Source organism: Bradyrhizobium tropiciagri, from assembly GCF_018130545.1.
Lineage (GTDB): Bacteria > Pseudomonadota > Alphaproteobacteria > Rhizobiales > Xanthobacteraceae > Bradyrhizobium > Bradyrhizobium tropiciagri_A.
Window position 1 is genome coordinate 751,048 of sequence record NZ_JAFCKF010000002.1, and the last position, 12,754, is coordinate 763,801.

The 12,754-nt window shown below is 66.2% G+C and carries 13 protein-coding genes; 5 read left to right on the forward strand and 8 right to left on the reverse strand.

The window, feature by feature from the left end; all coding sequences use genetic code 11:
- Positions 1 to 137: 137 nt before the first annotated feature.
- On the reverse strand, positions 138 to 1,229 hold the full coding sequence (locus tag JQ616_RS10190) for a lysine-2,3-aminomutase-like protein (protein ID WP_212014065.1): 1,092 nt from the start codon (positions 1,227 to 1,229) through the stop codon (positions 138 to 140).
- Complete coding sequence (gene epmA / locus JQ616_RS10195) at positions 1,226 to 2,278, reverse strand: EF-P lysine aminoacylase EpmA (protein WP_212014066.1); 1,053 nt, start codon at positions 2,276 to 2,278, stop codon at positions 1,226 to 1,228. The genes JQ616_RS10190 and epmA overlap by 4 nt, the downstream gene beginning before the upstream one ends.
- 402 nt (positions 2,279 to 2,680) lie before the next feature.
- Between epmA and efp the strand changes: the two genes are divergently transcribed.
- Together efp and JQ616_RS10205 are read left to right on the forward strand one after the other, a co-directional pair.
- Positions 2,681 to 3,247 carry an elongation factor P gene (efp, locus tag JQ616_RS10200; RefSeq protein WP_092125602.1) on the forward strand — a complete coding sequence of 189 codons (567 nt, stop codon included), beginning with the start codon at positions 2,681 to 2,683 and terminating at the stop codon, positions 3,245 to 3,247.
- A gap of 37 nt (positions 3,248 to 3,284) precedes the next feature.
- Positions 3,285 to 4,868, forward strand: a complete 1,584-nt coding sequence (locus JQ616_RS10205; RefSeq protein ID WP_212014067.1) for a M23 family peptidase — start codon at positions 3,285 to 3,287, stop codon at positions 4,866 to 4,868.
- On the opposite strand, the gene JQ616_RS10210 is transcribed toward JQ616_RS10205, so the two are convergent.
- Complete coding sequence (locus JQ616_RS10210; RefSeq protein WP_212014068.1) at positions 4,869 to 5,291, reverse strand: chorismate mutase; 423 nt, start codon at positions 5,289 to 5,291, stop codon at positions 4,869 to 4,871. It lies immediately after the preceding gene.
- Positions 5,292 to 5,532: 241 nt separating this feature from the next.
- Between JQ616_RS10210 and JQ616_RS10215 the strand changes: the two genes are divergently transcribed.
- Positions 5,533 to 5,955 (forward strand): DUF805 domain-containing protein, encoded by a 423-nt coding sequence (locus tag JQ616_RS10215; RefSeq protein WP_212014070.1) that lies wholly within the window; start codon positions 5,533 to 5,535, stop codon positions 5,953 to 5,955.
- Positions 5,956 to 6,009: 54 nt separating this feature from the next.
- Here JQ616_RS10215 and JQ616_RS10220 read toward each other — a convergent pair whose 3' ends face one another.
- The 3 genes from JQ616_RS10220 to JQ616_RS10230 form a co-directional block, all read right to left on the reverse strand.
- A complete protein-coding gene (locus JQ616_RS10220) occupies positions 6,010 to 6,903 on the reverse strand; it encodes a dihydrodipicolinate synthase family protein (protein WP_212014072.1) in 894 nt (297 codons plus the stop codon).
- A 136-nt stretch (positions 6,904 to 7,039) separates the two neighbouring features.
- A complete protein-coding gene (locus JQ616_RS10225) occupies positions 7,040 to 7,546 on the reverse strand; it encodes a cupin domain-containing protein (RefSeq protein WP_212014074.1) in 507 nt (168 codons plus the stop codon).
- A gap of 43 nt (positions 7,547 to 7,589) precedes the next feature.
- A complete protein-coding gene (locus JQ616_RS10230; protein WP_212014075.1) occupies positions 7,590 to 8,069 on the reverse strand; it encodes a carboxymuconolactone decarboxylase family protein in 480 nt (159 codons plus the stop codon).
- 83 nt (positions 8,070 to 8,152) lie between these two features.
- Here JQ616_RS10230 and JQ616_RS10235 point away from each other — a divergent pair, with 83 nt between their 5' ends.
- The gene (locus JQ616_RS10235) at positions 8,153 to 8,728 is read left to right on the forward strand and encodes a MarR family winged helix-turn-helix transcriptional regulator (RefSeq protein ID WP_212014804.1); all 576 of its coding nucleotides are present in this window, start codon (positions 8,153 to 8,155) and stop codon (positions 8,726 to 8,728) included.
- 112 nt (positions 8,729 to 8,840) lie between these two features.
- A complete protein-coding gene (locus tag JQ616_RS10240; protein WP_212014076.1) occupies positions 8,841 to 10,076 on the forward strand; it encodes a lytic murein transglycosylase in 1,236 nt (411 codons plus the stop codon).
- Here the strand turns inward: JQ616_RS10240 and JQ616_RS10245 are convergent.
- Positions 10,073 to 10,891, reverse strand: a complete 819-nt coding sequence (locus tag JQ616_RS10245) for an SDR family NAD(P)-dependent oxidoreductase (RefSeq protein ID WP_212014077.1) — start codon at positions 10,889 to 10,891, stop codon at positions 10,073 to 10,075. The two genes, JQ616_RS10240 and JQ616_RS10245, sit on opposite strands and share 4 nt — an antisense overlap.
- Before the next feature lie 18 nt (positions 10,892 to 10,909).
- Positions 10,910 to 12,751, reverse strand: a complete 1,842-nt coding sequence (recJ, locus tag JQ616_RS10250) for a single-stranded-DNA-specific exonuclease RecJ (RefSeq protein ID WP_212014078.1) — start codon at positions 12,749 to 12,751, stop codon at positions 10,910 to 10,912.
- Between the last annotated feature and the right edge of the window lie 3 nt (positions 12,752 to 12,754).

Genomic DNA, 12,754 nt, shown 5'->3' on the forward strand with positions numbered 1-12,754 from the left:
CATCATGCCAAGGAGCCAGATTGCCCGCGGCAACCAGCACCGCAAAGAAGCCGAACATCACAGCATTTTCGATGCCGCGGCTGCCCTCGTCCTCGGGCGGCTCCCGCCGTCCGTCCCCGGCCCCGCCCATCGCCGTTTCACGATTGCGGCGGATAAAGATGAACGTCACCGCAATAATCGACGACACGGTACCGCCGTTCCAGGGAATCTTCACATTCGCGGGAATCCGGCTGCGACAAATAGGCCGGGCCGATCGGCGCCTTGCCGTGGCCGCCGGGGATGTCGAGGACATAGTCCGGTTGACACAGTCCGGAGACGCGCCCGCGCAACGTCCGCATCAACTCCTGCCCGGCTTCGATCGTGGTGCGCAGATGCGCGGTGCCGGGCGCCAGATCGCCGTGATGCAGGTAATAGGGCTTGATCCGGCACTCGACGAAGGCGCGCATCAGCGCCTCGAGCGTCGCGGCATCGTCATTGACGCCGCGCAGCAAGACCGACTGGCTGACCAGGGGGACGCCGGCGTCGGCAAGCCGCGCGCAGGCGGCGCGCGCATTGGCGCCGAGTTCACGCGGATGGTTGGCATGGATCGCAATCCAGGTCGTCGCGCCCTCCACCCGCAGGGCCGCAATCATCTCGGCATTGATGCGGCCGGGATCGGCGATCGGGACACGGGTGTGGATGCGGATGATCTTCACATGATCGATGCCGGCGAGGTCGGCCATGATCTCGGTCAGCCTGCGCGGCGACAGCATCAGGGGATCGCCGCCGGTCAGGATGACTTCCCAGATCTCCGGATGGCTGCGGATGTAGTCCAGCGCCGCACGGTAGGCGTCGTCGGACAGGGCCGAGGCCTTTCCCGGCCCGACCATTTCGCGCCGGAAACAAAACCGGCAATAGACCGCGCAGACATGGACCAGCTTGAACAACACCCGATCAGGATAGCGGTGCACGATGCCCGCGACCGGCGAATGCGCATCGTCGCCGATCGGATCGGCGTTCTCGCCCGGTTGCTCCACGAGCTCGTCCGCACTCGGGATGAACTGCCGCGCGATCGGGTCGTTGGCGTCGTCCGGATCGATCAGTGCGGCGAGCTCCGGCGTCACCGCGACCGCGTAGCGCGCCGCCACCTGTTCGAGGTCGGCGAGCGCGGACGCCGGGGCGAGGCCGGCATCGACCAGCTCGCGCGGCTGTCGCAACGTCGCCGCCAGTTTGGGATCGATCCTGTTCATGTCTCTCCTGCCGGCGGTGTCCAGACCACCTGATCAATTCGCGGCGCGCCGCTCGCCAGCATCACCAGCCGGTCGAAGCCGAGCGCGACGCCGCTCGCCTCCGGCATCCGGCCGACCGCGGCAAGGAAATCGTCGTCGAGCGGATAGCGCTCGCCGTAACGGCGAGCCTTCTCGTCCATCGCGGCGGTGAAACGATGGCGCTGCTCGACGGCATCGGTCAACTCACCAAAGCCGTTGGCGAGCTCGACGCCGCAGGCATAGACCTCGAAGCGTTCGGCGACCCGTGACTCGCCCGCTTTGGTGCGCGCCAGCGCGGCTTCCGGCGACGGGTATTCGAACAGCACGGTCAGGCGGCACTGTCCCAGATTGGGCTCGACATGCTCGACCAGCACCTTGCTGAAGATATCCGACCAGGTGTCGTCGTCGGCGATCCGTACCCGCTCGCGCGCCGCCGACGCCAACGCCGCGCGATCGCCCTCGCCGCCCGAAATCGTCGCCAGCAGGTCGATGCCGGCGAAGCGCTCGAAGGCTGCGGCGACCGTCAGCAGCTCCGGCTCGGCAAACGGATCGGCCATCCTGCCGCGGAAGGAAAACCGCCCGATCCCGGTCGCCTGCGCCGCATGGGCGATCACGACGATCGTGTCGGCCATGATGGCATCGTAGCCGGCGTTGGCGCGGTACCATTCCAGCATGGTGAATTCGGGCAGATGCAGGTCGCCGCGCTCACGGTCGCGGAACACCCGGGCGAACTCGTAGATCTTCGGCTCCCCGGCCGCGAGCAGCTTCTTGCAGGCGAACTCCGGCGAAGTGCGCAGATAGCGCGTCGCCTGTGAACCATCGGCCTGCGTGAGCTCGGTGCGGGGCGCATGCAGATGGGTCTCGTTGCCCGGCGAGACCTGCAGGATGGCGGTCTCGACCTCGGCAAATCCCTGCTCCTCGAACCAGGCCCGCAGTGCCCGCGTGATCGCTGTCCGCGCCTGCAGGAATGGCCGGCGATCGGCGTAGCGCTGCGGCGTCCACCAGGGCGAAGTCTGGTCCAGCCCGGTCATATCAGCCTCGCTTCCGGCAACGTCGAAGCGGCATGAAGCACCCTGCATGGCCGCTTAGGAAATTGGAGCAAGCCATTGATATTGAAAGAATTGACGGCAAACATGATGCTCGATCCCGGACAGGCGCAGCGGCGCCTGCCCCTTCATGTCGAAAGACGCCGGCCTTGTCCATCTGGCGCGGCCCGGCGGTGCCGGCGCCAAGGCTCGCCGGCCCTTCCCGATCCCGACGGCGAAACCGGTCCGATCATCGCCAGAATAGACGTTCGCAACCGACCGAAAACAGCCGCAAAAGGCTGGCATCTCAGGGATAATTGAGTATGTTGCGGCCCGAAATCGCCGCCACGGCCGAGGCGCTGCCGAACCGGTTGGCCCCCTCACGTTCTCAAATTCAGGAAAACACCTTTGAAAGTCATCGCCAGTTCCATCCGCAAGGGCAACATCATCGAGCAGGATGGCAAGCTCTATGTGGTCCTCTCCGCCGAAAACATTCATCCCGGCAAGGGCACTCCCGTCAGCCAGATCGAAATGCGCCGCATCGGCGACGGCGTGAAGGTCTCGGAGCGCTACAAGACCACCGACCAGGTCGAGAAGGCCACCGTCGAGGACCACAACTACAACTACCTCTACGAGGATGCCGACGGCTTCCACTTCATGAACAACGACAATTACGACCAGGTCCAGGTCTCCAAGGAGATCGTCGGCTCGTCTGCGCCGTATCTGCAGGAGAACATGACCGTGAAGCTGTCGATGCACGACGGCAACCCGGTCGCGATTCAGCTGCCGCAGCGCGTGACGCTGGAAGTGGTCGAGACCGAGCCCGTCACCAAGGGCCAGACCGCCTCGTCGTCCTACAAGCCCGCGATGCTCTCCAACGGCATCCGCACCGGCGTGCCGCCGCATGTTTCCACCGGAACACGCATCGTCGTCATGACCGAGGACGGTTCCTACGTTGAACGCGCCAAGGATTGAGCGCTAGTCTCTCTGGAGACTCGAACCGGGGGGTGCAGTGAACAGGAAGGTGGTCAGCTTCATCAGTTGCTGGCTGGCAGTCCTGCTCTTGCCTCCTCCCGGCCTCCGTGCCGACGAACTGCGAACGCCATCGATCTCGGCCATGCGGGTCGAATGGCGTGCCGCGCTCGAGCAGCTGCGGCAGGAGATCTCTTCCCGCCCGGCGATCGCCGCCAATTTCAGCTTCGCCGGACAGCGCCGCGTCCCCGCCTCCGATCCGCGCGCGACGCCCGCGCTGGTTCAGCTGAACGCCGCGACCTCACAACTCTTCCCCGGCATCGTGCGCAGCCCGATCCCCGTGCTGCTGCCGTTCGACCCCGCAAGCTATCTCGACGCGCGGCAAAACGGAGCGCCGGACAATCTGCCGGTCGCGCGCTATCAGGCCGATTTCAGCGCGGCCGACGTCTTCCATGCCGGTGGCTCCGGCTATGACGCGGTGTTCTCGCTCGCGCCCGGCGCCGGCGACGACATGCCACCGCGAACCTTCGCAAAGCCGGTCGAGGTGCAGATCTCGGGCTCGATCCTGGTTTACGACCTCACCGACCGGCTCGGCGGCAAGGGCGAGCCGGTCAAGACGCTGGGCGCGCAGTTTCCGGACCTGCGCCGCTTCATCCGCGAAGGCTATGTCCGCTACGCCTTCACCCGGTTCGGAATCCCTTATGTCGTCTCGATCCAATGCCTCGACAGCGCACCGCGGGCGAAGCGGCTGGCGTGCCGCGAGGCCACTCCGGTCGCCGAACGCTTCCTGAAGGCCCTCCACATTGTCGGCGGACAGCCGTCGCAGCCACGCCGCGACATCGCCTCTGAGGTCGCCGAGCGGCCGATCGCGCAGTCGGCCGACTTCACCTACCGCCCGAGCGGCGACATCATCGCGGGCAGTGGCGGACGCAGGCAAGGCGGCCATCCCGACGTCACGGTCTATTCGCAGATCCGCTTTCCGCTGGAGAAGGCACCGGCCTTCGCGCACTCGCAATCCTTCGCCAGGCGCAGAGCGGGCGCGACCGTCGACGAGTATCCCTGGCAGGACAATTTCTGCGAGGCGCGCAGCTTCGAGGTCGGCCAATGCGACAGCGGCTACGGCCACCAGGGCCAGGACATCAGACCCGGTGCATGTCCGGCCGACAGCAAGGACGGCTGCGACCCCAGGCAGCAGGCGGTCGTCGCGGTGCGCGACAGCATCGTGTTCCGCTCGGCGCAGCAGCAGGCCGCGACGTTGCAGGTCAACACCCGCACCGAGCATGTCCGCTTCCGCTACATGCACATGAACCCGTCGGCGATGGATGCCGACGGCCTGCTCAACGGCCGTCGCGTCAGCGAAGGCGAGAAGATCGGCGTGGTCTCGAACTATCTCGACCATCCCAACGGCACGTCACGGCATCTGCATTTCGACGTGCAGGTATTCACGCGCGACGGCTGGCTGTGGGTCAATCCCTACAGCACGCTGGTGTCGGCCTATGAGCGGCTGATCCGCGGTCGCGGCCGCGAGATCGGGCCCGAGTCTGGACCTGCGGCCGCCGTCGCCCACGCCCTGCCCGACGACATCGTGCATCGCATCGACACCCAGGAGGGTGGCGGCAACTAGCTACTTCTTCCAGGGCGCTTCGCCGCGCGCCGCGGCGGCTGCGAAAATGCCCTGCTCGTAATCGATGAAGGCGCGGATCATCGCGCGATAGGCGGCTTCGGCCACCTTGGGCGACAGCCCGTCCGCTTCCGCGAGCGCCATCGCCTTCTTCACCACGGCTTCGGCGCGCTCCGGCGCCTCGACCTGCGCCGGGTTGGCCTTGAAGCGCGCGGCCTCATGCACATAGCGGCCACGCTCGGCCATCAGGCGCACGATCTCGCGGTCGAGCCGGTCGATATTGCCGCGCACCTCACCAAGCGTCTTGCAGCAGGCGCCATTGTCAACCGTGGGACTGCCCCACAGCGCCGGCGCATTGGTTGCAGGTTCCTCGGCCCAGGCCATTGCAGGAACCAATAGCGTCAACAGAAACATCGGCAATCGCATCGAACGCCCTCCCAGCCAGGCTTTGCGAATGTTTATGCCGATTTTGCGCGCCGATGGAAGCCGCACCATGGATCGGACGACGCAGGGTCCATTCGAATCCGCCTTGATGGCGTCATGTCGCGGCGACAACGGCCGGGCTGAATGATCATGATGGCGGCAGCAAATCGCGGGAACCGATTCCGCTTCGACCAACGATACAGATATCAATCAGATGCCTGCTCAAGCCGGATCGCAACCCAGCATGCTATCGACCTTCATCTGGTTCTTCCTCTCGGTGAAGGGCCGCATCAGCCGGCAGGAATTCGGCCTGGGGTTCTTCGGCCTCGTCCTGACCGACATGCTCGTCATTCGGCTCAGCGTGAAATTCGGCCCAGCGCCACACCACTACGACAGCAGCGGCCCGGCTGACGAGCTGTCCGTGCTGCGCCTGCTGCTCATCCTGTCATTGTGGCCGTTGGTCACGATCCTGGTGAAGCGGCTACACGACCTCAACGTCTCGGGCTGGTGGGCACTGACGCTCCTGGGCATCCCCCACCTCGCCGCTGCGCTGCACGTCAAATACTGGATCCCCTACCTGGCGCTCGTGGTGACGCTGAGCGCGCTGCCGGGATCGAAGGGCGACAACCGGTTCGGCCGCGCCCCGCCGGCACGCACCGGTATCTAGCGCGCCCTACGTAACGACGTCCCGCGCCGTTACATCTAGTGCCATGTCACGCGATCAGCTGACGTCCATTGCAGCCAACGTCTCTTTGACCCTGCGCTGAGCGTCCGCGGGTAGCGGCAGGATCGGACGCGGCGGCTCGGCCGCGCAGATCCCTCTGAGATTGGCGATCGCGTAGACGACGCGCAGGCCCGAATATGCCTTGAACAAATCCCAGATCGGCAACAAGCGCGCATCGAGCTGCCGTGCCCGGGCCGCATCGCCGCTCGTCGCAGCGCGGACGATCTCCACGCAAATCCGCGGCAGGACGCCGGCGACAACGCTGTACCAGGTGTCCCCACCTGCCAGGAGCGACTCGGTGCAATTCCAGTCGGCGCTGTAACCCAACGCAACGCCGTCCGGAACGGCAGCGCGCAACTCCTTCAGATGATCCGCAATGGTCGAGGCATCCAGCGCAGGGCTCTTCACCGCGACGATTCCCTCGACACGGCTCAGGCGGCCGATCAGAGCCGGCGTGAATCGAAAATGGGTGGTTCCGGGGTTGTCATAGATGCAGATCGGCAGCCCGCTCTCGCGGGCCACGGTTTGAAAATGCTCAAAGACCTCATCGTCCGTCAGAGGCGTGTAGGACACCGCCGCCAGCAGGCCCGCCGTCGCGCCGGCCTCGCGTGCATCCTGCGCCAGCCGCACCGCATCGTCCGTGCGCAGCGCGCCGATGCCGACCAGGATCGGCATCCGGCCGCTGGCCAACGCTGTCGCCGCCTCGACGGCCCGCCGCCGCTCCTCGCGGCTGAAATACGGATATGAACCGGTGCTGCCAAGCAGCCCGACCGAATCCACCTTCGCCGCAAGCAAGGGCTCGAGCAGAGCGCGGAGCGCGCCCACATCGACCCGGCCATCGCGGTTCGAGGGCGTTATCGGGAAGGCGGAGAGCCCCTTCAGACTGATCATCGATTTGTCCTCTGTCGGCAACCGTCGCCGCAACTTGTCGCGTAATCAATCCACGCAACGCCCCGCGCGCAAGGTCCACTTTCACGCGAGCTCGGCACCAAACTGGTCCAATGCGGTCGTCCCTGAGAAGCGAGCGCTATTCCAGCATCGTGGTCAGCTGTGCACCCTCGTCCGCCACGAACACCGCGATCAGCTCCGCCGGCTCCGTGGTGCTGGCATTGGCCGAGACCATGTGGGTCGAGCCCGGCGGCTCGAAGAAGGATTGGCCGACCTTGAAGGTCTCGACCGGCCCGCCGCCGAGCTGCGAGCGGATCTCGCCCTTGGTGATGTAGGCCGTCACCGAGCCGGAGTGGCGGTGCGGCGGCGTAAAGCCGCCCGGACCATAGAAGACGCGCACCACCGTGACGCGCTTGCCCGCGACGTTCGGCAGTGCATGCGAGCTGATGACCTCGACCTTGTCGAGTGGTGACGCCGCATTGGCGCTGGCGCAGAGCGGCGCGATCGCCGCGGAGATCGCATCCATCGGGGTCGGCAGCGCCTTGCCGATCAGGACAGCCGAGGCCAACCCTGCGACCACGGCGAGCGTGACCGGGCGCGGCGGCCGTGCAAATGGAAGCGAGGGTGTCATCGTCATCGAAGCCATCGGTACGTCTCCCCTGTCAGTTATCGTTTGTTCCGTCTCGACCTTACGAGACCGTCGCGTTCGCGCTTTGCCGGCGCGGTGGCGGCGTCCAGCGATAGGCTGCGCCGAACCGGTTCCAGACATTGATCGATGCGATCGCCGAGGTCAGATAGGTCAGCTCCTGCTCGGAGAATTCGGCGGTGACCTCGGCATAGACCTCGTCGCTGACGCCGTTCGGCATGGTGGTCAGCGCTTCGGTCCAGACCAGCGCCGCCCGCTCGCGAGCCGAGAATTGCGGCGCCTCGCGCCACACCACGACGAGGTTCAGCTTGTCGACGGGCACGCCGAGGCTCTCGCCCTGCAGGATGTGATACTGCACGCAGAACGCACAGCCGTTGATCTGCGACGCACGCAGCTTCACCAGCTCGAGCAGCTGCTTGTCGAGGCCGGCCTTCGCCGCGAACTGGCCGAGCGCCCGCACCGCGGCGAACACGTCGGGCGCGAGCTTCTCGAAGTCGGTGTATTCCTTGCGGGCGTGTGACATTGACCTGGCCTCGTGTTATCAGTGTACTGATACATTATCAGAGCTCTGACATCGATCAAGCCGCAGACATTCGCGAAGGCAACATGGCGGGAATGCAGAAACGAGCGAAATCCGGCGCCACCGGGCAGCGTCCGGGCAGGACAAGAGCCGACGGGACGGCCGGTGCGAGTTCGAGATCGAGCGCAGCCGATACCGTGCTCACGTCCCCCGTCCCGCCTCCCGGCGAAGGCAAGCGCGGCGAACAGGGCTATCTCGCCTATCTGCTGCGCCAGGCGCATGCGGCGTCGCGGTTGTCGATGGAGCGCGGGCTCGCCGGGCTCGGTGTCACCTCGCCGCAGTTCGTGGTGCTCACGATGCTGAAGGCCTATCCGGGCCTCTCGGGTGCCGATCTGGCGCGGGTGGCACTGCAGACGCCGCAGACCGTGAGTGTGATCATCCGCAACCTCGAGCGCGACGGCGCGATCCGCAAGACGCCGCACCCGGTCCACGGCCGGGTGCTGCAATGGACGCTGACCAGCCATGGAACCTCGCTGCTGGAGAAATGCCGCCATATCGCCCAGGCCCAGGAGCGCCGGCTTGCCGCCAGCCTTGATGCCAGATCGGAGCAAATTGTCCGGCAATGGCTGTCAAAAATCGCCATAGATTTGCAGGATAGTTAGAGCATGCCCCGGAAAAGCGGGAACCGGTTTTCCGACAAGGGCATGCTCAAATAATGATTCTTGCGGCGTCATGGCTTTTGGCCCACCCCACGGCCGCCGCTAGACTAGGCGCATGAAACAGCCTGATTCTTTGAAGTCCTCTGCCCGTCGCGCCGTCTTGAAGGCCGGGCTCGCCGCAGGCGTCGTGCTTGCCAATCCGCTCGGCGCGCTCGCCGCCGCGCCTCCCGGCTTCGACCAGTGGCGCGACAATTTCCGCGGCCGCGCGCAGGCAAAAGGCATCTCGGATGCGACCTGGAACCGCTGCATGGGACGGGTCGAGCCCGACATGAGCGTGTTCAAGCAGATGCGCAACCAGCCGGAATTCCACGAGCAGATCTGGCAGTACATCAACCGCCGCGTCTCCGACTGGCGCATCATTCACGGCCGCGAGGCGCTGAAGAAGAACGAGGCGCTGTTCGGCCGCATCGAGCGCGACTTCGGCGTCGAGCGCGGCACGCTGCTCGCGCTGTGGGGCGTTGAATCAGCCTATGGCGATCCGCTGGTACAGCAGAACCACATGACGCCGGTGTTTCCCTCGCTTGCGGCGCTCGCCTGGAACGAGCCGCGCCGCAAGGCTTATTGGGAAACCGAGCTGATCAACGCGATGAAGATCGTGCAGCGCGGCTGGAGCACGCCGGAGGAGATGAACGGCTCCTGGGCCGGCGCAATGGGCCATTCGCAGTGGATGCCGGAAGTCTGGCTCAATGTCGGCTTCGACTATGACGGCGACGGCAAGGTCTCGCCGTTCGGCCGGCCCGACGACGCGCTGGGCTCGACCGCGAAATATCTGGTCAATCGCGGCAAGTGGCACCGCGGCGAGCATTGGGGCTACGAGGTGCGCGCGCCCGGTGGCGGAGCCAGCGGCAGCCGCACCTATGCAGCCTGGGCCAGTGCCGGCGTCGTCAGAGCCGATGGCCAGCCGTTCCCGCAACCGAACGCATCGGCGCAGCTCTGGATCCCCGTCGCCGGCGGCCCGGCCTTCCTGCTCGGCCCGAACTTCAATTCAGTGAAGAGCTACAATCCCTCGATGAACTACGCGCTGGCGATCTGCCATCTCGGCGATCGCTGCCTCGGCGGCCCGCCCTTCATCCAGCCCTTCCCGGGCTCGGAGCGCGCGCTGACGCTCGCCGAAGTGCAGGAGATGCAGACGCGTCTGACCAAGGCCGGTTTCGACACCGGCGGCACTGACGGCCGTGTCGGCAACGACACCATGAAGGCAATCAAGGATTTTCAGGTCAAGGCGGGCCTGCTGCCCGCCGATGGTTACGGCGGGCTCAAGGTGCTGGCGCGGTTACGCCAGGGCGGCTAATTGCTCGGAGGCTGCCGCACCACGCCGCCGGCATTCATGCCGCCGTCGATCACGAGTTCGCTGCCGGTGACGTAACGCGACGCGTCCGAGGCGAGATAGAGCACGCCCTGCGCGATCTCGATGGCCTGGCCGGCGCGGCCGAGCGGCGTCGCGAACCTGGCGCGCTCCTCGGGATCGATCGGCGCGTTCTGGCCGGCACCGGTGGCGCCGGTCGGGATCTTGCCCCAGATCGGCGTATCGATGATACCGGGATGCACGGAGTTGACGCGGATGCCGTCATTCACCTGCGCGCATTCCATCGCGATCGACTTGGCGAACAGCCGCACCGCGCCCTTGGTCGCGCTATAGCCTGACAGGTTCGCAGCACCACGCAGGCCCGCGAGCGACGACATCATGATGATGGAGCCACCGCCATGCTTGCGCATCAGCGGCAGCGAATGCTTCACCGACAGGAACACGCCGTCGATATTGATCGCGGTCTGCCGGCGCCAGTCGGCAAGCGACATCTCGACAATCGACGGCGCGCCGATGCCGATGCCGGCGTTGGAGACCATGATGTCGAGGCGGCTGTGGCGCTTGCCGATTTCAGCAACGACCTCGATCCAGCGCTCCTCGCTGGTCACATCCTGCGGCAGGAAGCTCACCTTGCGCCCGGCCTTCGTGAGCCGAGCGGCGAGCTCCGGTCCCCTCAACTCGTCGATGTCGGTCGCAACAACGGTCGCGCCTTCCTGTGCGAGCAATTCGACGATGGCCTCGCCGATACCCGATGCGCCGCCGGTCACCAGCGCGACCTTGCCTTCAACCTGTCCTGACATGTCCTCTCCCAACGTTTCTTATTTGATCACCGTCGGGCCCTGGTCCGGCACCGCGACGTCGAGGACACGGAATTGCACACGTTCGGTGCCTTGCCAACGGTCAACCGCAAGAGAGCCCGCCACGTGCAATTGCTGGCCGCGATTTTGCGTCAAGGCGCTGCCGAGCTTCTGTCCGACGGAGCGGAATGCGATACCGTTGACGATGGACCCGTCGCCTGACTTGAAGCGCAGCCGCAGATGCGCCTGCCCGACCTCGTCGGCATAGACCAGCTGATGCGACGGCAGCGCGATCACCGGCTCGGGATTGGCGGCACCGAACGGACCGGCGCGATTGAGCGTCGCGGCGAATTCCGGCGTCACCGCGCGCGCGGTCACCGCACCGTCGATGAACAGCTCGTTCTCGTGCCGCGAGTTGGCGACGTCCGCCGCGAGCGCGCTCTCCATGTAGGCGCGGAATTCGGCGAGCTTCTCCTTGCGCAGCGTGACGCCGGCCGCCATCGCGTGCCCGCCACCCTTCATCAACAGACCGTCATGCACCGCCTGCCGCACCGCCTTGCCGAGATCGACGCCGCCGATCGAGCGGCCGGATCCGGTGCCGATGCCGCCCGGTTCGAGCGCAATCGCAAAGGCGGGGCGCGCGAACTTCTCCTTCAACCGCGCGGCGACCAGCCCGACCACGCCGGGGTGCCAGCCTTCCGCCGCGGTGACGATCACAGCGCCCTTGTCCTCGAGCCCGAGCGAGGCCAGCGCCTCGGCTTCGGCCTGCGCCTCGGCGGCCTGCTCGATCACGCGTCGCTCGGCATTGAGCCGATCGAGTTCGGCCGCGATCCGCGCGGCCTCCGATATATCGCCCTCAAGCAGCAGCCGCACGCCGAGATCAGCGCGCCCGATGCGGCCGCCGGCATTGATGCGCGGCCCCAGCATGAAGCCGAGATGCCAGGCCTCTGGCGGGCCATTGAGCCGCGCCACATCCATCAGCGCGGTATGGCCGACATGGTCGCGGCGGCGCATTGCGATCAGGCCCTTGGCGACGAAGGCGCGGTTGAGCCCGATCAGCGGCGCGACGTCGGCGACGGTGCCGAGCGCGACGTGATGCAGCATGCTGAGCAGATCGGGCTCCGGCATCTCGCTGGTCCAGAAGCCGCGCTGGCGCAGCTCGCGGTTCACCGCAACCAAAGTCACGAACACGAGGCCCACGGCTGCGAGATGGCCGAGCCCGGAGAGATCGTCGGGCCGGTTCGGGTTCACCAGCGCGTCGACCTCGGGCAACTCATCACCGGTCTGGTGATGATCGATCACCACGACCGACATGCCGAGCTTTTTTGCTTCCGCCAGCGGCTCGATGCTGGTGGTGCCGCAATCGACGGTGACGAGCAGCGTCGCGCCTTTTGCCGCGAGCGCGCGGACGGCGTCGACATTCGGCCCATAGCCTTCGAAAATGCGGTCGGGAATGTGGATCAGCGGGTCCAGCCCGCAATGGCGCAGATGCCAGGTCAAAAGCGCCGCCGAGGTCGCGCCGTCGACGTCGTAGTCACCGAAGATCGCGACCTTCTCGCCGCGAGCCGCGGCATCCGCGATGCGCTTGGCGGCAGTCTCCATCTCGGTGACAGTGTGCGGATCAGGCATGAGCTTGCGGATGGTTGGATCGAGGAAGTCCGCGACCTCGTCGATGGCGACATCGCGTCCGGCCAGCACCCGCGCCAGCATTTCCGGCAATTGATAGCGCTGCACGATCGCAAGCGCCCGCGCCGCCCCGCGCGCATCCAGCCGGTCGCGCCAGAGCTTTCCGGTCAGCGACCGCGACACACCAAGGAACGCCGGCGGCGCTTCAACGGGTATGGCGGATGCGTGAACTGTCATGAT